Here is a 22,181-nt window from a genome sequence, read left to right on the forward strand (position 1 = left end):
GCGATGACGAGTGTGCAAAAGAATCTGTTGGTCGAACTCTTCGTTGAAGAGCTGCCGCCCAAGGCGTTGAAGAAACTCGGCCAGGCCTTCGCCAACGGCCTGCGCGACCAGCTCGTGGCGCAGGGGCTCGCCGAGCCGGCCTCCGTGCTCACCGCCTACGCTTCGCCGCGCCGCCTGGCGGCCCACCTCACGCACGTGGCCGAGCGCGCCGCCGACAAGGCCGTGTCGCAGAAGCTCATGCCCGTGGCGGTGGGGCTCGATGCCTCGGGCCAGCCCACGCCCGCGCTGCTCAAGCGGCTGGCCGCCCTGGGTGCCGACGCCTCGGCCGTGCCCGGCCTGAAACGCGCGATGGACGGCAAGGCCGAAGCCCTGTTCTACGAAAGCACCGCCAAGGGCGCGACGCTGCCCGAGGGCCTGCAGAAGGCATTGGCCGAGGCCATCGCCAAGCTGCCGATTCCCAAGGTGATGAGCTACCAGCTCGAAAGCGGCTGCGAGCTGCCGGGCTGGAGCAGCGTGAGCTTCGTTCGCCCAGCGCATGGCCTGGTGGCGCTGCATGGCGACGCCGTGGTGCCCGTCGAGGCACTGGGCCTGCATGCGGGCCGCGAAACCCATGGCCACCGCTTTGAGGCGGCGGTCGACCCGGTGGTGCTGCGCGATGCCAACAGCTACGCGCTGCAGCTGCAGGACGACGGCGCGGTCATCGCAAGCTTCGAAGCCCGCCGCACCGAGATCGCGCGCCAGCTCGCAGCCGCGGCCGTGCGTGTCGGCGGCGGCACCGTGCCCATTCATGACGACGCGCTGCTCGACGAAGTCACGGCACTGGTCGAGCGGCCCAACGTGCTGGTCTGCAGCTTCGAGCGCGAATTCCTCGAAGTGCCGCAGGAGTGCCTCATCCTCACGATGAAGGCCAACCAGAAATACTTTCCGCTGCTCGACGCGTCGGACAAGCTCACCAACAAGTTCCTGGTGGTCAGCAACATCAGCCCCGAGGATGCGAGCGCGGTAGTCGGCGGCAACGAGCGCGTGGTGCGCCCGCGCCTGGCCGACGCCAAGTTTTTCTTCGACCAGGACCGCAAGAAATCGCTGGCCTCGCGCGTCGAGTCGCTCGGCAAGGTGGTCTATCACAACAAGCTGGGCACGCAGGGCGAGCGCGTCGAACGCGTGATGCGCATTGCGCGCGGCATTGCCGAGAAGCTCGGCGACACCACGCTCGCGGCCCAAGCCACGCAGGCCGCGCAGCTCGCCAAGGCCGACCTCGTGACCGACATGGTCGGCGAGTTCCCCGAACTGCAGGGCACCATGGGCCGCTACTACGCACTGCATGACGGACTCGGCGCCGCGGTGGCCGATGCCATCGAAGACCACTACAAGCCGCGCTTCGCCGGCGACGAGCTGCCGCGCAACACCGTCGGCCTCGTGGTCGCGCTGGCCGACAAGCTCGAGACGCTGGTCGGCATGTTCGGCATCGGCAACCTGCCCACCGGCGACCGCGATCCGTTCGCGCTGCGCCGCCATGCGCTGGGCGTGATCCGCATGCTGATCGAGAAAGACCTGCCGCTGGGGCTCGACGCGCTGCTGCAGGACGCCGCCGCCCAGTTCAAGGACATCGCAGGTTTCGACAGCGGCAAGGCCACGGTCGAACTGCAAGACTTCATTTTTGACCGGCTTGCCGGCAGCCTGCGCGAGCAAGGCGCGAGCGCGCAGGAAGTCGATGCCGTGCTGGCACCGCACCCGCAACGCCTGGGCGAAGTACCCAAGCTGCTGGCGGCGGTGCGCGCCTTTGCCGCCTTGCCCGCGGCTGCCGCGCTGGCCGCTGCCAACAAGCGCATCGGCAACATCCTCAAGAAGGCGCCCGAAGCCGACGCGCACGTGAGCGAGCTGCTGCTGCAGGAGCCCGCCGAGAAGGCACTGCACGCCGCGATGGCCGAGGTCGTGCCCGCCGCCAATGCGCAGTTCGATACCGGCGACTACACCGCTTCGCTGCAGACATTGGCCGCGCTGCGGGAACCGGTCGATGCCTTCTTCGACGGCGTGATGGTCAATGCCGAGCAGGCCGACCTTCGCCTCAACCGGCTGGGCCTCCTGATGTCGTTGCACGTCGCGATGAACCGCGTGGCGCAGCTCGAGCGGCTGGCGGCTTGAGTTCCTGCGCTCGATAATCCGGACCATGAACCGCCAGCAACAGATCGACGATTTCCTGCTTCAGGCGCATCGCCTTGCAGTGCGGAGATTGCGCGCCGATCCCGGTCGCATTGCGGACGTGACGGCGACGCTCGAACGTTGGCGCGCGCAAGCCGGCTCTACACGCTCCGACGCCTATTGGGACGAGTGGCACACCATGCTCGCGGCCGGCGTCGATGCCATCGAAGCGGCCACCTGCGGCACCGATGACCACGCCGTTGCGTTGCGCAATGTATCTCCTGTCGGGGTGCTGATGACGCAGCGCGAGCGTGGCGTGCTACTGCGCGCGGCGCGGCAAGGTGCCGATGCAGCGTAGCGAAGCGGAACATGTGCTGCGTGCGGCGGCAGCGATCGCGCAGGAGCAATCTTTTGTCGTGATCGGCAGCCAAGCGTTGTTGTTCCTGCTGAAAGATGCGCCGCCCAGCCTGCTGATGTCACGCGAACTCGATCTTTATCCCGCGTTGCATCCGGAGAAGGCCGACCTGATCGACGGAGCCATCGGGGCGCTATCGAGCTTCGACGACACCTTCGGATACCACGCCGATGGGGTCGGACCCGAAACGGCGGTGATGCCGGGCGACTGGATGCAACGCGCCAGTCTTCACTATGTTGGCGACTTGACGGTGGTTTGTCCGGAGTTGCACGATCTGGCGTTGTCCAAATGCGTCGCGGGTCGCGAGAAGGACGCCGATTTCGTGCGAGAACTGCTGAAGCTCGATCTGGTGTCCGCAGTCGCTTTGCAAGAGCGTGCGGCCTTGCTGGATGCCGCAAAGTACCCAGTGGCACAGATCGGCGACTGGATCGAACGGCGCCGCATCGAAGCGGGAAGGACCCCATGAAACTCGTCATCCTCGACCGCAACGGCACGATCAACGTGCACCGCGAAGATTTCGTCAAGAGCGACGTCGAGTGGACGCCGCTGCCCGGTGCGCTCGAGGCCGTGGCCAAGCTCAACCATGCCGGCTGGCACGTGGTGGTTGCGTCCAACCAGTCGGGCCTGGGCCGCGGCCTGTTCGACATGGCCTCGCTCAACGCCATGCACGCCAAGATGCACAAGATGCTCGCGGCCGTGGGCGGGCGGGTCGATGCGGTCTTCTATTGCCCGCACAGCCCCGATGAGGGCTGCAAATGCCGCAAGCCGGCGCCCGGCCTGTTCCGCCAGATCGGCGACCGCTACGGCATCGACCTGAAAGACGTGCCCACGGCGGGCGACAGCCTGCGCGACCTGCAGGCCGGTGCGGCCGCCGGCTGCGAGCCGCACCTGCTGCTCACCGGCATGGGCGCGGCCTGCATCGGCGTCGATCCGCTGCCTTCCGAATACCCGGCGAACACCCTGGTTCATGCGAACCTCGCCGCCTTTGTAGACTTCTTGCTTGCGCGCGAAGCGCAGGCTGCATTGCAGGTGGCTGTCTGATGGCGTTTTTCCGTTCCGTTCTCCACGCGCTGTGGATGCTCGTCACCGTGGTGCCCTGGGGCATCATCATGTGCGTCAGCTCGCTCTGGAAGCGCGGCATTCCGCTCTACTGGATGGCGGAGCAGTGGCTCAGCTGGGCCATCGGCGGCGCGCGCGTGCTGCTGGGCATCCAGACCCGCGTGACCGGCATGGAAAACCTGCCGACCGACAAGCTGGCCGGTGCGGTCTTGCTGGTGAAGCACCAGTCGACGCTCGAGACTTTCCTGATGCCCACGCTGATGCCGCATCCGCTGGCGTTCGTGTTCAAGAAGGAACTGATCTACGTGCCCTTCTTCGGCTGGGCGATGGCGCGGCTCGACATGATCCACATCGACCGCAGCCAGCGCGCCCAGGCCTTCAACAAGGTCGTGAACCAGGGGCGCAAGCTGCTCGCGCAGGGCATCTGGATCATCATGTTTCCCGAAGGCACCCGCATTCCGCGCGGCCAGAAGGGCACCTACAAGAGCGGCGGCACGCGGCTCGCATGCGAGACCGGCGTGCCGGTCATTCCGGTCGCCGTCACCTCGGCGAAGGTGTGGCCGCGCAAGGCGTTCATCAAGCGGCCGGGCGTGGTCGACGTGTCGATCGGCCCGGCGATTCCCAGCGCCGGCCGCAAGCCCGATGAACTGATGCGCGAGGTCGAGGCCTGGATCGAAGCCGAGATGCGCCGGCTCGACCCCGAGGCATACCGCGACAGCCCGCCGCTGCAGGCTCCGCAAGAAGTGCACTGAAGAAGAACAAAAAGAAAGAACCCGACATGCGGGGACTGCTTCAGTTCACGATGGATCTGTTCGAAGGGCTGGGCAACGAGTTTGCGCCGGCCAAGCCGCCCGAGCCCAAACGAGGAAAGGTCAAGAAGAAGGCGCCGCCGATGGTGACGCCCGCGCCTGCGCCTCCGGCGGCCGATGCGCCGCAGCAACCCATCCAGGCCGGTCCCGCGCTGCCCGCCGTTCCGCTGCGCGACACGCTGGCGCTCGCAAGCTTCGTGCACCCCCAGGCCACGCGCGAAGCGGTGCTGGGTTCGGCGCGCGTGGCCTATGAGTTCAAGCGCGGCAAGCGCAAGACCATCGGGTTCCTGGTCGGCGCCGAAGGCCTGTCGGTGCGCGCGCCGCGCTGGGTCACGCTGCGCGATGTCGATGCCGCCATTCAGGAAAAAGCCGACTGGATCATTCGCAAGCTGCTGGAGACACGGCAACGCCACGCGCGCGTCGAGGCGACGCGCATCGAATGGAAAGACGGCGCGGAGTTTCCGTTCATGGGCGAGCCGGTCGTGATCCGGCTCGATCCGAAGCATGGCTTCGCAAGTGTCGGAGGCACGCTCGACGAGGCCGATGCCGCGGGCGGCCCGCGCATCCTGCGGCTGGCCGTGGCGCAGAACGCCGGGCCTTCGCAGATCCGCGATGCCGCGCAGGCGTGGCTGATGCGGCAGGCGCGCAAGCTGTTCATCGAACGGCTCGACCACTTCGCGCCGCGGCTCGGCGTGCGCTGGCAGAAGCTCTCGCTCTCGAATGCGGCCACGCGCTGGGGCAGCGCGAGCGCGGACGGTTCGATTCGCCTCAACTGGCGGCTCATTCATTTCCGCTTGCCGGTGATCGACTACGTCGTCGCGCATGAGCTGGCCCACCTGCGCGTGATGGACCATTCGCACCGCTTCTGGGAAACCGTCGAGAGCGTGGTGCCCGACTACGACCTGCTGCGCCAGCAGCTGAAGGACGAAGCCGTTCCTCGCTGGAACTGACTGACTGGCTGATGCGCCGGCCGGCGCGCCGCGCTATTCCTTCACCGAGCCGGTCATTCCCGACACGTAGTACTCGACGAAGAACGAGTAGATGAACGCCACCGGCAGCGAGCCGAGCAGCGCACCCGCCATCAGCGGCCCCCACTGGTACACGTCGCCTTGCACCAGCTCGGTCACCACGCCGACCGGCAGCGTCTTCACTTCCGACGACGAGATGAACGTGAGCGCATAGATGAACTCGTTCCACGACAGCGTGAACGCGAAGATGCCCGCCGAGATGAGCCCGGGCACCGCCAGGGGCAGCACGATCTTCACGAGAATCTGCCAGCGGCTCGCGCCGTCGATGAGCGCGCACTCTTCGAGCTCGGCCGGAATCGAACGGAAGTAGCCCATCAAGAGCCACGTGCAGAAGGGAATGAGAAAGGTCGGGTAGGTGAGGATCAGCGCCCAGCGCGTGTCGAAGAGCCCGAGGTTGAACACCACGTTGGCCAGCGGAATGAACAGGATCGACGGCGGCACCATGTACGCGAGAAAGATCGAAAGCCCCACATGCTTCGATCCCTTGAAGCGAAGCCGCTCGATGGCGTACGCCGCGAACACCGAGGCCGCGAGCGACACGAAGGTCGACACCACCGACACCAGCACCGTGTTCCACAGCCACTGCGGGTACGAGGTCTCGAACAGCAGCTTGTAGAAATGCGAGAGCGTCGGGTTGATCACCCAGAACGGATTGCCTTCGCGCGAGAGCAGTTCGGCATCGGGCTTCACCGAGGTGATGGCCATCCAGTAGAACGGGAACAGCAGCACGATCAGGAAGACCACGAGCGGCAGGTACACGGTCACCAGCTTGCGCGGGACCGTGTCGAGGTAGCTCATGCCGACGGTGTCGACCTGGCCGGTGTTGCTCATTTCAAGATCCTCATTTGTCCGATCCGCCTTGCTGCCACGCGCGGCGCTGCAGGCCGAAGAAGCTGAACATCACGCAGGCCAGCAGGAACGGCACCATCGCGATGGCGATGGCCGCGCCTTCGCCGAGCGCACCGCCCGAGATCGCGCGCTGGAACGACAGCGTGGCCATCAGGTGCGTGGCGTTCAGCGGGCCGCCGCGGGTGATCACGTAGATGAGCTGGAAGTCGGTGAAAGTGAACAGCACCGAGAAGGTCATGACCACCGCGATGATCGGCGTGAGCAGCGGCATCGTCACGTGGCGGAACTGCTGCCACGGCGTTGCGCCGTCGATGGCGGAGGCTTCGTAGTAGGAGGGCGAGATGGTCTGCAGCCCCGCAAGCAGCGTGATCGCCACGAAGGGCACGCCGCGCCACACGTTGGCGATGATCACCGCGATGCGTGCATTCCACGGCGAGCCGAGGAAGTCGATGTACTGGTCGATCAGCCCCATCTTCACCAGCGCCCAGCTGATGATGGAGAACTGCGAGTCGTAGATCCACCAGAACGCGATCGCCGAGAGCGCGGTGGGCACGATATACGGCAGCAGGATCACCGCGCGGAAGAAGGTCTTGAACCGAATGTTCCGGTTCAGCAGGATCGCGAGCCACAGGCCCAGGAAGAACTTCAGCACGCTCGCCACCGCCGTGTAGAAGAGCGTGTTGAAGAGGGCGAGCCGTGTCACGGCATCGCCCCACAGGTATTCGTAGTTCTCCAGGCCAATCCATTGGCCCGAGCGGCCCACCTTCGCATCGGTGAAGCCCAGGTAGGTGCCCAGCCCGAGCGGGTAGGTCAGGAACAGAAGCAGCAGCACCGCCGCAGGCAGCATGAATGCCAGCCCGAGGGCGTTGCGGCTGTTCTGGAACCTGGCCAGGAGTGTCATGGGGTGGACAGCGTGGGTGTTGAAAGGATCAGACCTTGTAGTACCGCTCGGCGCGCTTCTGCGCGCGCTCGGCCGCTTCCTTGGGCGTCTTCGATCCGCTCGCCGCTTCGGCCACCATGTTCGGGATGATGAAGTCCGCCGCCGCGCCCGCCGAGGCATAGCCCAGCTTGCCGTCGTAGCCGCCGGGGCGCAGGTTCTTCACCGAGTCGCGGTACGGCATGTTCTTCGGGTCCGAGGTCCAGATGGTGCTGTTCTCGTAGAAGCGCAGGGGCTGCGCCACATAGCCGCCGCCGCCTTGCAGCCACGGGTCGAACTGTTCCTTCTCCATCATGAAGCGCAGGAACTCCTTGGCCGCCTGCGGGAATTTCGTGTACTTCATGACCATCTGGTTGAAGAACAGGTGCGACTCCGTCGGCACGCCGACCGGCCCGATCGGGAACACGGCGTGGTTGATGTCCGCGGCCATTTCCTTGATCTTCGGGTCGGCCGAATTCTTCGCGGCGTAGTAGACCGAGATGCCGTTGTTGGTGACGCTGATCTGCCCGTCGAGGAAGGCCTTGTTGTTGTTCGGGTCCAGCCACGAGAGCGTGCCCGGAATGAAGTTGGCGTACAGCTCCTTGCCGTACTCCAGCGCCTTGAGCGTCTCGGGGCTGTCGATCACCACCTTGTTGGTCTTGTCGACCAGCTTGCCGCCGTGCGACCAGATGAGCCAGTTGCACCAGGTGCTGTCGCCGGTCGCATTGCCCAGCGCCATGCCGCCGGGCGTGCCCTTTTCCTTCAGCGCCTTGTAGAGCTTCAGGAACTCGTCGGTGGTCTTGGGAAAGGTCGCGAAGCCCGCGGCCTTGACCATGCTGTCCCGGTACACGATGAGCGAGCCCGAGGCGCCCAGCGGCAGGCCCAGCCACTTCTTGCCGTCGGGCCGCATGAAGGCCTCGCCCGCAGGGTACCAGCCGCCGTATTTCTTGCCGAGGTATTCGGCCAGGTCGGTCACGTCGAGCAGCTTGTCGGGGTAGAGGTTGGCGTCGTCGTTGGTCGACAGGATGATGTCGGGGCCCGCGCCCGTGTTGGCGGCCACCGCCGCCTTGGGCCGCACGTCTTCCCAGCCCTCGTTGTCCACGCGTACTTCCACGCCGGTGGCTTCGGTGAACTTCTTCACGTTGGCCATGTAGGCATCGATGTCGCCCTGCACGAAGCGGCTCCAGCGCAGCACGCGCAGCTTGGCGCCCTTCTCGGGCTTGAAGGTCAGGGTCTGCTGCGCCTGTGCAAAAGGCGCGAAAAGCGCGCTGCCTGCGCCGACGGTCGCGGCGGCGGCAACGCCGGCCGAACTCTCGAGAAACCTGCGGCGATTGAAATCACTCATGAGCTGTCTCCTTCGTTGTAAACGGACCGGTGTGAAGCAAAAAAGTCAGGCAACCAGGCGCAGGCCGCTTACGGCATCGAACAGGTGCGCGCGCGCCAGGTCGGGCAAGAGATGAATCGTGCTGCCGGGCGCGAAGTCGTAGCGCTCGCGGAACACGGCCGAGAGGTCGGCGCCTTCGTGGCGGCACGCGACGAAGGTGTCCATGCCGGTCGGCTCCATCACGACCACGCGCGACGGAATGCCGCCGCTGTCGCCGAGCGTCAGGTGCTCGGGGCGCGTGCCGTACACCACGGGCTGGCCATCGGTGCCGCCCGCGTGAATCGGCGCATCGAGCCGCGTGCCGTCGGGCAGCTCGACATGCGCTGCGCCGCCCGCGCGCCGCAGCGTGCCGGGGAGGAAGTTCATGGCCGGCGAGCCGATGAAGCCCGCGACGAACTGGTTGGCCGGGTGGTCGTACAGGTCCAGCGGGCTGCCGGTCTGCTCGATGCGGCCGTCGCGCATCACCACGATCTTGTCGCCCATGGTCATGGCTTCGATCTGGTCGTGCGTGACGTAGATGGAGGTGGTCTTGAGCCGTTGGTGCAGTTCCTTGATCTCGCTGCGCATCGCCACGCGCAGCTTGGCGTCGAGGTTCGACAGCGGCTCGTCGAACAAAAACACCTGCGGGTCGCGCACGATGGCGCGGCCCATGGCCACGCGCTGGCGCTGGCCGCCCGAGAGCTGGCGCGGATAGCGTTCGAGCAGCGGTTTGAGCGCCAGGATCTCGGCCGCGCGCTGCACCTTGGCGTCGATGGTGGCCTTGTCCATCTTCGCGAGCGCGAGGGCGAAGGCCATGTTGTCGCGCACCGTCATGTGCGGATAGAGCGCGTAGTTCTGGAACACCATCGCGATGTCGCGTTCCTTGGGCGGCAGGTCGTTCACGCGGCGATCGCCGATGCGGATCTCGCCGCCGTGAATCTCTTCCAGCCCCGCGATCATGCGCAGCAAGGTCGACTTGCCGCAGCCCGAGGGGCCCACCAGCACCGTGAACGAACCATCGGCAATGTCGATGTCCACCCCGTGAAGGATGGCGACTTCGCCGAATCGCTTCTTGACCGCCTGAATCGTGACACTGGCCATGCAAGGAGTCCTGACAAATCGCGGGAAGGCGGCGCGGAGACCTCCGCATCGCAGCCCGGGCAGTATCGGCACTCGTTTTTGAAACCGGTATCAGGGCAAACCGGTACGAGAAAATCCCGGTTGACTTGTATGATGACCAGATAACCGTGCTTCACTTTTCCGCTGCCGTGCAGGCCCCCGCCCTCTCAGAATCCTTTCCCCTGGTCACCGACCGCCTGTCCGACCGGCTCGCTTCGCGGCTGGCCGCACAGATCGCTTCCGGCGCGCTGCGCCCCGGCGACCGGCTCCCCACCGAACAGCAACTCGCGGCCTCGCACGGGGTCTCGCGCACCGTGGTGCGCGAAGCCGTGCACCAGCTCAAGTCGCAGGCGCTGGTCAGCTCGCGGCAGGGCTTGGGCTGCTTCGTGGCGCAGGCGCCGCTGAACCGTCCGCTGGCTTTCGACCCCGCGGTGCTCGAGTCGGTGCAGTCGGTCGTGCATGTGGTCGAGGTGCGGCGCGTGCTCGAAGGCGAAATCGCGGCGCTGGCGGCGCAGCGCGCAAGCCGCAGCCAGATCGCGGCGCTGCGCCGCGCGCTCAAGGCCATCGACGCAGCCGCCGCGGCCGGGCAGGACGGCGTGGCCGAAGACCTCGCCTTTCACCGCGTGATCGGCGAGGCCACCGGCAATCCGCAGTTCCGCCTGCTGCTCGGCTTCCTGGAGCAGTACCTGCGCGAGGGCATGCGCATCACGCGCGGCAACGAAGCGCGGCGGCTCGACTTCATGGAGGCGGTGCAGAGCGAGCACCGCGCCATCGTGGAAGCCATTGCGGCACGCGACCCGGTGGCGGCGCGCCGCCATGCGACCCAGCATCTGATCCGCGGCGAGCAGCGCCTGGTCGAAGGCGGCGTCATCACCGGGCAGCGCCGCCGCGCCGCGGCGCGAGCCGCCACGCCGGCCACCGCCACCCGCGCGAAACGCACCACCGAAACAACCGTGACCACCGTGACCACAAAGAGGACCCAAAGGGACAAACCATGAAACTGTTGATCACCGGAGGCGGCGGCTTTGTCGGCGCCCGTCTTGCGCGCGCACTGCTGGCGCGCGGCACGCTGGCGGGCCAGCGCATCGAGCGCATGGTGCTGACCGACATCGCGCCGCCGCCCGCCGACCTGCTGGCCGATGCGCGCGTGGAGGCCCGCACCGGCCCGCTGCTCGCGCAGACCGAAGCGCTGAAGACCGAGGCCTTCGACGGCGTGTTCCACCTGGCTTCGGCCGTGTCGGGCGAATGCGAAGCCGACTTCGAGCTCGGCCTGCGCTCCAACCTCGACAGCACGCGCGCGTTGCTCGATGCCCTGCGCGCCAACGTCGGTGCGGGCGGCAAGGTGGCGCGGCTGGTGTTCTCCAGCTCGGTTGCGGTGTTCGGCCCCGATGCTTCGGTGCCGCTGCCCAAGCTCGTGGCCGACGACACGCTGCCGTTGCCGCAAACCTCCTACGGCACGCAGAAGCTGGTCTGCGAGCACCTCGTTTCCGACTACACACGCAAGGGCTACATCGACGGCCGCGCTGCGCGGCTGATGACCGTGACCGTGCGGCCGGGGCGCCCCAACGGCGCCGCCTCGTCGTTTTTCAGCGGCATCATCCGCGAGCCGCTGGCGGGCGTGGAATCGGTCTGCCCGGTGTCGCCCGACGTGTCGCACCCGATGACCTCGCCGGCCCGCACCGTGGAGGGCCTGATCGCCGTCTACGAAGCCAGCCGCGAGGCCTTCGGTGGCCGCGCCGCGCTCAACCTGCCCGCGCTCAATGTGCGCGTGAGCGACATGCTCGATGCGCTCGAAGAAGTGGCCGGCCCCAAGGTGCGTGCGCTGGTGCGCTTCGAGCGCGACGAGCGCATCGCCGGCATCGTGGCCAACTGGCCCGGCGGCGCCACGGCCGAGCGGGCCGCACGGCTCGGATTGCATCCGCACGAAAATTTTTCCGACATCATTCGCCAATACATCGCCGACTGCGCCGCGCTTCCGAATGCGGCCGAAACACTGAAGGGAATGTCCTGATGGGCACGAAGAAAACCACCACGCCGAAGAGCGCCACCCCCAAGAGCGCCCCGAAAAAGCCCGCGGGCGCCTTGAAGCTGCGTTCGCAGGCCTGGTTCGACAACCCCGCCAATACCGACATGACCGCGCTCTACCTCGAGCGCACGATGAACTTCGGCCTCGGCTTCGAGGAGCTGCAGTCGGGACGCCCGATCATCGGCATTGCGCAAACGGGCTCCGACATCGCGCCCTGCAACCGCCACCACCTGGTGCTGGCCGAGCGCGTGCGCGAGGGCATCCGGGACGCAGGCGGCATCGCCTTCGAGTTTCCGATCCACCCGATCCAGGAGACCTGCAAGCGCCCGACCGCCTCGCTGGACCGCAACCTGCAGTACCTCTCGCTGGTCGAAATTCTGTACGGCTATCCGCTCGATGGCGTGGTGCTGACCACCGGCTGCGACAAGACCACGCCGGCGCAGCTGATGGCTGCGGCCACGGTCGACATTCCGGCCATTGCGCTCAACTCCGGCCCCATGCTCAACGGCTGGTACAAGGGCGAGCGCACGGGCTCGGGCACCATCGTCTGGAAGGCGCGCGAGCTGCTGGCCGCGGGCGAGATCGACGACCCGGGCTTCCTGCGGCTCGTGGCTTCGTCGGCACCGTCGACCGGGCACTGCAACACCATGGGGACGGCCTCCACGATGAACTCGCTGACCGAGGCGCTGGGCATGACGCTGCCCGGCAGCGCGGCCATTCCCGCGCCCTACCGCGACCGCCAGGAGATGGCCTACATGACCGGCAGGCGCATCGTCGAAATGGTGCGCGAAGACCTGAAGCCCTCGGACATCATGACGCGCGCAGCCTTCGAGAACGCCATCGTCGTGAACTCGGCCATCGGCGGCTCGACCAATGCGCCGATCCACCTGAACGCCATCGCGCGACACATCGGCGTGCCGCTGACCACCGGCGACTGGGAGAAGCACGGCTACAAGATCCCGCTGCTGGTCAACCTGCAGCCGGCCGGCGAGTACCTGGGCGAGGACTACTACCGCGCGGGCGGCGTGCCCGCCGTGGTGGCCGAGCTGATCGCCAAGGGCAAGATCCAGCCCGCGCTCACGGCCAACGGCAAGAGCATCATCGAGAACTGCGAAGGCCGCTTCACCGAAGACCGCCGGGTGATCTTCCCGTACGCCAAGCCGATGATGAAGAACGCTGGCTTCCTCGACTTCAGCGGCAACCTGTTCGACTCCGCGATCATGAAGACCAGCGTGATCACGCCCGAGTTCCACAGCCGCTACCTGGAGAACCCGGCCGACCCGATGGCCTTCGAAGGCACGGCCGTGGTGTTCGACGGGCCCGAGGACTACCACCGCCGCATCGACGATCCGAAGACGAAGATCGATGCGTACAGCATTCTCTTCATGCGCGGCGTGGGGCCGGTGGGCTACCCCGGCGCGGCCGAGGTCGTGAACATGCGCGCGCCGGCCTACCTGCTGAAGAAGGGCGTCACGGCGCTACCGTGCATCGGCGACGGGCGGCAGTCGGGCACGTCGGGCTCGCCGTCGATCCTGAACGCTTCGCCCGAGGCCGCAACCGGCGGTGCGCTGGCGCTCTTGAAGACGGGTGACCGCGTGCGCATCGACCTGAAGAAGCGCACGGCCAACATGCTGGTGTCCGACGAGGAACTGGCCAAGCGCCGCGAGAAGCTCGAAGCCGCGGGCGGCTACCCGTACCCGCCGAGCCAGACGCCGTGGCAGGAGATCCAGCGCGCGGTGGTCGGCGAGCTCTCCGAGGGCATGGTGCTCAAGCCTGCGGTGAAGTACCAAAAGATCCACGCCACCTTCGGCGTGCCGCGCGACAACCACTGAGGCCGTGGCCGCCGCGCCGGGCGCTTCGGGCGCTCAGCGCGCGTGCGTCACGCCGCCGTCGACCACCAGCGTGGAACCCATCACGTAGTCGCCGGCGCGCGAGGCAAGGTAGATGGCGGCGCCGGCCATGTCTTCCGGCGTGCCGATGCGGCCCGCGGGAATGCGGCCCTTGACCTCGTCGCCGTGGTCGCGTGCATCCTTGTTCATGTCCGAGGCAAAGGCGCCCGGCGCGATGGCACTCACCACGATGCGGTCTTGGGCCAGGCGCAACGCCATGCGGCGCGTGAGCTGGATCAGCCCGGCCTTGCTGGCCGCGTACGAATAGGTTTCCTGCGGGTTCACCGAGATGCCGTCGATGGAGGCGATGTTGATCACCTTCGCCAGGTGATCGGTCGCGGCCTTCTTGAGCATCGGCGTGAGTGCCTGGGTCAGGAAGAAAGGCGTCTTGAGGTTCAGGTCCACCACCTTGTCCCAGCCGCTCTCGGGAAACTCGGCATACGGTGCGCCCCAAGCGGCGCCGGCGTTGTTGACCAGGATGTCGAGCGAATCTTCATGCTTCGCGTAGGCGTCGACCAGCGCCTGCGCACCCTCGAGCGTGGACACATCCGCCGGCAGCGACACGCAATGGCCGAGGGCCGAAAGTTCCTTGGCGGTCTGGTCGCAGGCCGCGGCCTTGCGCGCCGAGATGTACACGCGCGCGCCCTGGGCCAGGAAGCCCTCGGCGATCATGCGGCCGATGCCGCGCGAGCCCCCGGTGATCAAGGCGCTGCGGCCCTGCAGCGAGAAGAGTTGGGTGGTGTCCATGGTGCGGGTGTCTCCTGAATGAAAGATTTCAGGAAACGAGCTTAGTGCGCCGCGTGCGTGCGGTGCGTCACCTTGGCGGCAGCGCCAGGCTCCGGGGACTCGAAAAACTGCGCAGCTCGCCGCTCACCGGGTCCTGGAACGCCACCGACTTGGCCAGCAGCTGCAAGGGCTTGCCGAAGTCGTCGGTGTTCTCGGGCAGCAGCGTGGGGTAGATCGGGTCGTTGACGATCGGCATGCCCAGCGCCATGCAGTGCACGCGCAGCTGGTGCTTGCGGCCGGTGATCGGCGAAAGCTTCAGCAGGGCGTGGCCGCCCGCCGCCTGTTCGACGAGGATGTGCGTTTCCGAGTTGGGCTCGCCGGCTTCTTCTTTCACGCGCATGAAGTGCTCATCGTCGACCAACCGGCTGCGGTAGACGCCGGGTACCGATGACACGCCGGGTTGCCACGGCACCACCGCCTCGTAGTGCTTGGCGATGCGCCGTTCCGGGAACATGGCCTGGTAGGCGCCGCGCGTTTCGGGGCGCACCGAAAACAGCACCAGGCCCGCCGTGCTGCGGTCGATGCGGTGCAGCGGCACCAGGTCGTCGAGCTTCAGCTTGCGCTTGAGCCGCACCAGCAGGCTTTCCTGCAGGTACTTGCCGGTGGGGGTCACGGGCAGGAACGGCGGCTTGTCCACCACCAGAAGCTGATCGTCCTGGAACAGCACCTGCTCGTCGAACGGAATGCGCACCTCGGCATCGAGCGTGCGGTAGTAGTACACGCGCAATGGAGCCTGGTAGCGGCGCTGCGCGGTCACGGGCACGCCGTGCTCGTCGACCACGTCGTTGGCTTCAATGCGCGACATCCAGGCCTCGCGCGTGATTGCCGGAAAGCGTTCGATCAGGAACTCGACGATGGTCGGCCAGGGGCCTTGCGGCAGGCCGACGCAGCTCGGGCCGACGCCATCGCGCGTGGGCAGCGGCAAGCGCGGGCGCGTCATGGCGAACGCTCGTTCTTCAGCAGCGCCACTGCCTCGGCAAAGGAGGGCCGCGCGGCCACGTCGGTCTGCATGCAGCGGTCTTTGAGCACGGCCATGGCCTGCGGCGGCGCGTCGCTGCAATGGTCGAGCAGTTCCTCCAGCAGGCAGCCGAAGGCGCGCATCTCCAGCCGTTGCAAGGCCTCGGCTTGCGCCGGGTCGAGCGCGCCGGTCATCCAGGCCGCGCCGAAGTCGCCGAGCAGCCCGCCGCCCTGTGCGCTCCACAGGATGTTGTGCGCATAGAGGTCGCCGTGGAGAATTCCGCGCGCATGCAGGTGCTGCATGGCCGAAGCGATGTCGCGGGCGATGCGCAAGGCCACGTCGGAAGTCCATTGCGCATCGGCCGCATAGACGTCGCGCGTGCACGATGCGAGGCTCGGGGGGCCCGCGAGCGTGCGAAACGACGGGTCCACCAGAGCCATGACCAGGCCCTCGGTGCCTTCAGGATGGCCGTCGATCCGGCTCTGCGCGGCGATCAGCGTCGGGTGTGCACCGGCCGCGATGCTGGCGGCCATTTCGCTGTGCGGCCAGCCGTCGCTCGTCACGGCGCCTTTGAACAGCTTGACCGCCACGGGCTGCTGCGCCGCGCCCAGCACCGCCTGGTGGATCACGCCCGACGCACCTTCGCCGAGCCTCGGGCCCAGCGTCAGGTCGCGCCAGTCGACATGCGGCACCGATTGCGCAGCGATGGCCGCGTCTTCGGCCTGCGCATCGAAAGGATTGCCTGCGGCGGCGAGCCATGAGAGGCGCGGCAGCGCGAGCAGCCATGCGGGCAGCGCCTCGAAGCGGTTGGCGGAGAGGCGCAGCAGCTCGAGCTGGCTGCAGGCCGCCAGCGATTCGGGCAGCACACGCAGCTGGTTGCCGGCCAGCATGAGCTTCTGCATTTGCGTGCACTGGCCGATGGTGTCGGGCAATGTCTCGATCTGGTTGTCCGTCAGGATCAGCCAGCGCAGGGAGGGTAATTGCAGCGCGGCCCCCGGCACGCCGCGGATGCGGTTGGCCTTGAAGCCGACCATCTCCAGGCCTTGGCACTGGCCGATCGATTCGGGCAGTTGCGTAAAACGGTTGTCGGAGCAGAACAGCACACGCAGGCGATGCAGCCGGCCTAGGTCATCGGGCAGCGAATCGAGCGCATTGCCCGACAGGTTCAGAACCTCGAGCGAGTCGGCCAGGTCGAAAATCTCGCGCGGGAACTCGGTGAGTCCGCACGAGAGATCGATTTGTTTGGCACCCGCCAGCCGGCCGGCGCGCAGCTCAGCCAGCGTGTCCATCCGGCAAGTCTAAATGCCTAGGCCGCCGCGCTCCGGGCGCCGAAGCGGTAGACGCCGTCCTTGCCCAATTCGCGCCTGACCTGGCCCGCGAACCACAGCAGGTGCAGGTGCGCCACCGTCTCGCCCATGGCGAAGGTCATCTGGTGCAGGTCGAGTTCGCGCTTGAACAGGATGGGCAGGCCCTCGGCCGCGGTCAGCGGGCGCGCCGTACACGCTTCGAGCAGTTCCGCCAGCCGGTCGCGGTGGTGCTCCTGCAGCTGGTCGACGCGGCGGTGAATGCCGGTGAAGGGCTTGCCATGCGAAGGCAGGCCCAGCGTGTCGGCCGGCAGCGCCTTGAACTTGTCGATGCTGTCGAGGAAGAGCCGCAGCGAGTTGGCTTCGGGCTCGCCCGCGTGCACGCTCACGTTGGTCGAGATGCGCGGCAGCATCATGTCGCCGCCCAGCAGCAGCTTCAGTTCGTCGCAGTACAGCGCGATGTGCTCGGGCGCGTGGCCGTAGCCGCTGATGCAGCGCCAGGCGTGGCCGTTGATGGTCACGGTCTCGCCGTCCAGCATGCGCGTGAAGCGGTCGGGCACGGACGGCACCATGTTCGCGTAGTAGTTGGAGCGCGCGCGAATCTTGGCCACCGCCTCCGGGTCGGCCAGGCCGTGCGAGGCGAAGAAGCTGGCCGCCGCGTCGCCGCCCGCCAGCGTGTCGCCGTTGGTGCTCAGCACGCGGGCCACGTGGTAGTCGGTCGAACTGATCCACAGCGGCGCGTTCCAGCGCTTGCACAGCCAATCGGCCAGGCCGATGTGGTCGGGATGCATGTGCGTGACGATCACGCGCAGGATCGGCAGGCCCTGCAGCTGCGTTTCGAACACCTGCTCCCACTGCGCGCGTGCTTCGTCGTGCGCAATGCAGCAGTCGACGATGGTCCAGCCCTCGACGCCGTCGAGGCTGTCGCGCAGCAGCCAGAGATTGATGTGGTCGAGCGCGAACGGCAGCCGCATGCGGATCCATCGCACGCCCGGCGCGACTTCCAGCGCTTCGCCGGGGGCGGGCAGGGTGTCGCCCAGGGGGTAGTGGAGTTCGCGTTCGAGGAGGTTCATGTAAGATTGACGTTTACGTAAACGTCATGGGTTGAGGGCGCCATTGTAGGGAGACAGGGGCAAACCTGCTGTCGCCACCGCAACGCCCCTCCAGACGGCTTTTTCGACCGATTCCAGACACATGTCCGCGCAAACCTTCACCATCAGCCAGCTCGCGAAGGAATTCGACCTGACGACGCGCGCCATCCGCTTCTATGAAGACATGGGGCTGCTGACGCCGGAGCGCGACGGCATGCAGCGCGTCTACAGCGCGCGCGACCGGGCGCGGCTCACGCTCACGCTGCGCGCCAAACGCCTGGGCCTGAGCCTGACCGAGGCCAAGGACATCCTCGACATGTACGACAGCCCGCGCGACACGGTGGCGCAACTGCAGAAGTTTCTCGGCGTGCTGGGCGCGCACCGCGCCCAACTCGAGGAGCAGCTGGCCGAACTGCAGGCCAACCTGGCGGAAGTGCGCGAACACGAGAAAAAGGGCCGCGCGGCACTGGCCAAGGCCCAGCGGTCGGCCAAGGCGGCCTGACAAGGCAGCCCGAGATACACCGCATCCGAATCACGACTCATCGACAATCACGCCCATGTCCGACAATCTTGATGACCTCTTTGCCCACAACCGTGCCTGGTCCGCACAAATGGAACGCGACCGGCCCGGCTTCTTCACCAGCCTGGTGAAGCAGCAGACGCCGCGCTACATGTGGATCGGCTGTTCCGACAGCCGCGTGCCCGCCAACCAGATCACCGGCCTCGAACCCGGCGAGGTGTTCGTGCACCGCAACGTCGCCAACATCGTGGTGCATTCCGACCTGAACGCGCTCTCGGCGATCCAATTCGCGGTCGAGCACCTGAAGGTCGAGCACATCATGGTGGTCGGCCACTACGGCTGCGCGGGCGTCAAGGCGGCGCTCAGCGGCAAGCGCATCGGCCTCGCCGACAACTGGATCCGCCATATCCAGGATGTGCGCGACCGGCATAGCGTGATGCTCGACAGCCTGCCCGAAGACGTGCGCGTCGACGCGCTGTGCGAACTCAACGTGGCCGAGCAGGTGGTCAATGTGGCTGTCAGCACGGTGATGGTCGATGCCTGGGGACGCGGCCAGAAGGTCAAGATCCACGGCTGGACCTTCGGTGTGCACGACGGCCTGCTGCAGGACCTGGGCCTCGACGTCGACGGCGCCAAGCCGCTCGACGCGGTGTACAAGGCCGCGGTGCAACGCATCCGCTACAAGTGGAGCAAGCCGCTGAGCATCTCGCCGTCCGCCCAGGCGGGCGCCGACGGAATCGCCGCCGAAGCCGTTCCGGCCATTCCGACCGTAGACGCTGTACAGCCCGCTGCAAGCACCGAAACGAAAACCGGCTGAAGCCATGTTCCCGCAGCGCCTCGATTCGCCGCTGGCTTACGACATCGCCAAGGCGATGATCGATGGATTCAATCGGCATTACAGCCTTTTCCGTGCCGAATCGGCCCGTGCCAAGCATCGCTTCGAAACGGCGGACTGGCACGGCCAGCAGCGCGCGCAGCGGGAGCGCATCGAGTTCTATGACCTGCGTGTGAACGAGGCCGTGGCCCGGCTCGAAAAAGAGTTCAAGGCCGGCGACCAGCCGATGGAGGTGTGGCACCAGGTCAAGCTGCACTTCATCGGCCTCCTGGTGGACCACCACCAGCCCGAGCTGGCCGAGAGTTTCTTCAACTCGGTCACGACGAAGATCCTGCACCGGGCCTACTTCCAGAACGACTTCATCTTCGTCCGGCCGGCGATCAGCACCGAGTACATCGAGCCACGCGGCGCGCCCACGTACAAGCCCTACTACCCCTCGCACGACACGCTGGCCGACACGGTCGAGCAGATGCTCGACGACTATGCGCTGCAGGGTGCTTTCGCTCACAAGCGGCGCGATGCCGAACGCGTGGCGCACGCGATCATGGGGCGCTTTCACCAGGTGAAGCTGCGCGCCAACTTCCAGATCCAGGTGCTCTCGGGGCTGTTCTACCGGAACAAGGGCGCCTACGTGGTCGGCAAGATCATGAACGGCTTCGTCGAGCTGCCGTTCTCGCTGCCGATACTGCACGACAGGCATGGCAAGTTCTACGTGGATGCGGTGCTTTTCGGCGAAGACGACCTGCAGATGCTCTTCAGCTTTGCGCGCGCCTACTTCATGGTCGACATGGAAGTGCCCTCGGCCTGCGTGCAGTTCCTGCGCTCGCTCATGCCGCGCAAGCCGCGCGCCGAAATCTACAACGCGCTGGGCCTCGCAAAGCAGGGCAAGACGCTGTTCTACCGGGACTTTCTTTCGCATCTGAATTATTCGAGCGACCGCTTCCGCATTGCGCCGGGCATCAAGGGCATGGTCATGCTGGTGTTCGACCTGCCTTCGTTCCCGTTCGTCTTCAAGGTCATCAAGGATTTCTATCCGCCGCAGAAGGACACCACGCGCGAGCAGATCAAGGGCAAGTACCTGCTCGTGAAGCAGCACGACCGCGTGGGCCGCATGGCCGACACGCTGGAGTACAGCGACGTGGGTTTTCCGCTCGACCGCTTCGAACCCGAACTGATCGAGGAAATCCAGAAGTTCGCACCCAGCCAGCTCGAAATGGGCGACCGCGACGGCAACGGGGAGATGGAGCTGGTGCTCAAGCACGTCTACATCGAGCGCCGCATGATCCCGCTCAACATCTTCCTGCAGGAAGCCTTCGACACGCTGGCCAACCCCGAAAGCCCGGCGCATGCCAAGCGCGCGCAGGAGCAGCTGGAGCACGCGGTGGTCGAATACGGCAACGCCATCAAGGACATGGTGGCGGCCAACATCTTTCCCGGCGACATGCTGTGGAAGAACTTCGGCGTCACGCGCGGAGGCAAGGTCGTGTTCTACGACTACGACGAGATCGAATACATCACCGACTGCCAGTTCCGCAAGGTGCCCGCGGCGCGCAACGAGGAAGAAGAGATGAGCGGCGAAGTCTGGTATTCGGTCGGCCCGAAAGACGTGTTTCCCGAAACCTTCGCCCCCTTTTTGCTGGGCAACGACGCGGTGCGCCAAGCCTTCATGGCGCACCACGCCGACCTGCTCGACGCCGCCTTCTGGCAGCACCACAAGGAACGCATCCAGGCGGGGCAGATGCTCGATGTGTTTCCGTACGAAGAATCGCAGCGCTTTCCGCACGACGGACACGCAACCCATTTCTGATTGAACCCCGGTCCACCGCGACACCTTTCAACTTTCCGAAGGAGATCCCCATGTCCGAATCCATCGTCATCGTCGGCGCCGCCCGCACCCCCATGGGGAGCTTCCAGGGCGACTTTTCTTCCCTCTCCGCGCATGACCTCGGCGGCGCGGCCATCAAGGCCGCCGTCGAGCGCGCCGGCATTGCGCCCGACAGCGTCGGCGAAGTGCTGTTCGGCAACTGCCTGATGGCCGGGCAGGGCCAGGCGCCCGCGCGCCAGGCGGCCTACAAGGGCGGCCTGCCCGACAGCGCGGGCGCGGTCACGCTCAGCAAGATGTGCGGCTCGGCCATGAAGGCCGCGATGCTCGCGCACGATCTGCTGCTGGCGGGCACGCACGAGGTGATGGTGGCGGGCGGCATGGAAAGCATGACCAACGCGCCCTACCTCATGCTCAAGGGCCGCGGCGGCTACCGCATGGGCCACGACAAGATCTATGACCACATGATGCTCGACGGCCTCGAAGACGCCTACCAGCCGGGCCGATCGATGGGCACCTTCGGTGAAGACTGCGCCGCCAAGTACAAGTTCACGCGCGAGCAGCAGGATGCGTTCGCCATTGCCAGCGTGCAGCGCGCCAAGGCAGCCACCGAGTCGGGCGCGTTCAAGGACGAGATCACGCCCGTCACCGTGAAGGGCCGCGGCGGCGACACCGTCATCTCCATCGACGAAGGCCCGGGCAAGGTCAAGCTCGACAAGATCGCCACGCTCAAGCCCGCGTTCAAGAAGGAGAACGGCACCATCACCGCCGCCTCGAGCTCGTCGATCAACGACGGCGCCGCGGCGCTGGTGATGATGACCGAATCGCACGCGAGGAAGATCGGCGCCAGGCCCATCGCGCGCATCGTCGGCCATGCCACGCATGCGCAGCAGCCCGAATGGTTCTCGACCGCGCCGGTCGGCGCCGTCGCCAAGCTGTTCAAGAAGACCGGCTGGACCGTGAAGGATGTCGATCTGTGGGAAGTGAACGAAGCGTTTGCCGTGGTGCCGATGGCGCTGATGCATGAGCTCGACGTGTCGCACGACATCGTCAACGTGAACGGCGGCGCCTGCGCGCTGGGCCACCCGATCGGTGCCAGCGGCGCGCGCATCATGGTCACGCTCATTCATGCGCTGAAGGCACGCGGCAAGAAGCGCGGCGTGGCCACACTGTGCATCGGCGGCGGCGAAGGCACTGCCGTGGCACTCGAATTGCTCTGATAAAAACGACCGCCGCAAGCGCCCGTTGCACGG

At 66.5% G+C, this 22,181-nt stretch carries 21 protein-coding genes; 13 read left to right on the top strand and 8 right to left on the bottom strand.

Annotated features, from left to right (window positions below; genetic code table 11):
* Nucleotides 1-3 precede the first annotated feature (3 nt).
* Genes glyS through QFZ42_RS00155 form a run of 6 tightly spaced genes read left to right on the top strand, consistent with a single transcriptional unit; the run spans nt 4 to nt 5,372 of the window.
* Entirely contained in the window at nt 4-2,142 is a 2,139-nt protein-coding gene (gene glyS / locus QFZ42_RS00130; protein ID WP_307699000.1) for a glycine--tRNA ligase subunit beta, read from the top strand.
* Nucleotides 2,143-2,167: 25 nt separating this feature from the next.
* Entirely contained in the window at nt 2,168-2,497 is a 330-nt protein-coding gene (locus QFZ42_RS00135) for a hypothetical protein (protein WP_307699001.1), read from the top strand.
* Entirely contained in the window at nt 2,487-3,020 is a 534-nt protein-coding gene (locus QFZ42_RS00140; RefSeq protein WP_307699002.1) for a DUF6036 family nucleotidyltransferase, read from the top strand. The genes QFZ42_RS00135 and QFZ42_RS00140 overlap by 11 nt, the downstream gene beginning before the upstream one ends.
* Entirely contained in the window at nt 3,017-3,595 is a 579-nt protein-coding gene (gene gmhB, locus QFZ42_RS00145) for a D-glycero-beta-D-manno-heptose 1,7-bisphosphate 7-phosphatase (protein ID WP_307699003.1), read from the top strand. Before QFZ42_RS00140 ends, gmhB begins: the two co-directional genes overlap by 4 nt.
* Nucleotides 3,595-4,365, top strand: a complete 771-nt coding sequence (locus QFZ42_RS00150; protein WP_307699004.1) for a lysophospholipid acyltransferase family protein — start codon at nt 3,595-3,597, stop codon at nt 4,363-4,365. Before gmhB ends, QFZ42_RS00150 begins: the two co-directional genes overlap by 1 nt.
* Nucleotides 4,366-4,415: 50 nt before the next feature.
* Nucleotides 4,416-5,372, top strand: a complete 957-nt coding sequence (locus tag QFZ42_RS00155; protein WP_307704134.1) for a M48 family metallopeptidase — start codon at nt 4,416-4,418, stop codon at nt 5,370-5,372.
* A gap of 33 nt (nt 5,373-5,405) precedes the next feature.
* On the opposite strand, the gene QFZ42_RS00160 is transcribed toward QFZ42_RS00155, so the two are convergent.
* Genes QFZ42_RS00160 through QFZ42_RS00175 form a run of 4 tightly spaced genes read right to left on the bottom strand, consistent with a single transcriptional unit; the run spans nt 5,406 to nt 9,679 of the window.
* Nucleotides 5,406-6,281: a carbohydrate ABC transporter permease gene (locus QFZ42_RS00160; protein WP_307699005.1), complete on the bottom strand. Its 876-nt coding sequence runs from the start codon at nt 6,279-6,281 to the stop codon at nt 5,406-5,408.
* Between the two features lie 10 nt (nt 6,282-6,291).
* Nucleotides 6,292-7,200, bottom strand: coding sequence for a carbohydrate ABC transporter permease (locus tag QFZ42_RS00165; RefSeq protein WP_307699006.1), 909 nt, complete (start codon nt 7,198-7,200; stop codon nt 6,292-6,294).
* A gap of 28 nt (nt 7,201-7,228) precedes the next feature.
* Nucleotides 7,229-8,560: an ABC transporter substrate-binding protein gene (locus tag QFZ42_RS00170; protein WP_307699007.1), complete on the bottom strand. Its 1,332-nt coding sequence runs from the start codon at nt 8,558-8,560 to the stop codon at nt 7,229-7,231.
* A 45-nt stretch (nt 8,561-8,605) separates the two neighbouring features.
* On the bottom strand, nt 8,606-9,679 hold the full coding sequence (locus QFZ42_RS00175; protein ID WP_307699008.1) for an ABC transporter ATP-binding protein: 1,074 nt from the start codon (nt 9,677-9,679) through the stop codon (nt 8,606-8,608).
* Between the two features lie 167 nt (nt 9,680-9,846).
* Between QFZ42_RS00175 and QFZ42_RS00180 the strand changes: the two genes are divergently transcribed.
* Genes QFZ42_RS00180 through QFZ42_RS00190 form a run of 3 tightly spaced genes read left to right on the top strand, consistent with a single transcriptional unit; the run spans nt 9,847 to nt 13,555 of the window.
* Entirely contained in the window at nt 9,847-10,695 is an 849-nt protein-coding gene (locus QFZ42_RS00180) for a FadR/GntR family transcriptional regulator (RefSeq protein ID WP_307699009.1), read from the top strand.
* Nucleotides 10,692-11,708, top strand: coding sequence for a D-erythronate dehydrogenase (denD, locus tag QFZ42_RS00185; protein ID WP_307699010.1), 1,017 nt, complete (start codon nt 10,692-10,694; stop codon nt 11,706-11,708). The genes QFZ42_RS00180 and denD overlap by 4 nt, the downstream gene beginning before the upstream one ends.
* Nucleotides 11,708-13,555, top strand: a complete 1,848-nt coding sequence (locus QFZ42_RS00190) for an IlvD/Edd family dehydratase (protein WP_307699011.1) — start codon at nt 11,708-11,710, stop codon at nt 13,553-13,555. The genes denD and QFZ42_RS00190 overlap by 1 nt, the downstream gene beginning before the upstream one ends.
* 33 nt (nt 13,556-13,588) lie before the next feature.
* Here QFZ42_RS00190 and QFZ42_RS00195 read toward each other — a convergent pair whose 3' ends face one another.
* The 4 genes from QFZ42_RS00195 to QFZ42_RS00210 all read right to left on the bottom strand — a co-directional run bounded on the left by QFZ42_RS00195 (nt 13,589) and on the right by QFZ42_RS00210 (nt 17,733).
* Complete coding sequence (locus QFZ42_RS00195; RefSeq protein WP_307699012.1) at nt 13,589-14,359, bottom strand: SDR family oxidoreductase; 771 nt, start codon at nt 14,357-14,359, stop codon at nt 13,589-13,591.
* 67 nt (nt 14,360-14,426) lie between these two features.
* Complete coding sequence (locus QFZ42_RS00200) at nt 14,427-15,338, bottom strand: pseudouridine synthase (protein WP_307699013.1); 912 nt, start codon at nt 15,336-15,338, stop codon at nt 14,427-14,429.
* Complete coding sequence (locus tag QFZ42_RS00205) at nt 15,335-16,645, bottom strand: leucine-rich repeat-containing protein kinase family protein (RefSeq protein WP_307699014.1); 1,311 nt, start codon at nt 16,643-16,645, stop codon at nt 15,335-15,337. Before QFZ42_RS00205 ends, QFZ42_RS00200 begins: the two co-directional genes overlap by 4 nt.
* 17 nt (nt 16,646-16,662) lie before the next feature.
* Complete coding sequence (locus QFZ42_RS00210) at nt 16,663-17,733, bottom strand: MBL fold metallo-hydrolase (protein ID WP_307699015.1); 1,071 nt, start codon at nt 17,731-17,733, stop codon at nt 16,663-16,665.
* Nucleotides 17,734-17,854: 121 nt separating this feature from the next.
* On the opposite strand from QFZ42_RS00210, the gene QFZ42_RS00215 reads away from it, so the two are divergent.
* From QFZ42_RS00215 to QFZ42_RS00230, 4 genes are read left to right on the top strand one after another with little or no spacing between them, the layout of a single operon-like run.
* Complete coding sequence (locus QFZ42_RS00215) at nt 17,855-18,253, top strand: MerR family transcriptional regulator (protein WP_307699016.1); 399 nt, start codon at nt 17,855-17,857, stop codon at nt 18,251-18,253.
* A 55-nt stretch (nt 18,254-18,308) separates the two neighbouring features.
* Nucleotides 18,309-19,088: a carbonate dehydratase gene (can, locus tag QFZ42_RS00220; RefSeq protein ID WP_307699017.1), complete on the top strand. Its 780-nt coding sequence runs from the start codon at nt 18,309-18,311 to the stop codon at nt 19,086-19,088.
* A 4-nt stretch (nt 19,089-19,092) separates the two neighbouring features.
* Nucleotides 19,093-20,913: a bifunctional isocitrate dehydrogenase kinase/phosphatase gene (aceK, locus tag QFZ42_RS00225; RefSeq protein ID WP_307699018.1), complete on the top strand. Its 1,821-nt coding sequence runs from the start codon at nt 19,093-19,095 to the stop codon at nt 20,911-20,913.
* Nucleotides 20,914-20,963: 50 nt separating this feature from the next.
* Nucleotides 20,964-22,148, top strand: a complete 1,185-nt coding sequence (locus QFZ42_RS00230) for an acetyl-CoA C-acyltransferase (RefSeq protein WP_307699019.1) — start codon at nt 20,964-20,966, stop codon at nt 22,146-22,148.
* Nucleotides 22,149-22,181 lie beyond the last annotated feature (33 nt).

The organism is Variovorax paradoxus (genome assembly GCF_030815855.1).
In the GTDB taxonomy this organism is placed as follows: domain Bacteria; phylum Pseudomonadota; class Gammaproteobacteria; order Burkholderiales; family Burkholderiaceae_C; genus Variovorax; species Variovorax paradoxus_M.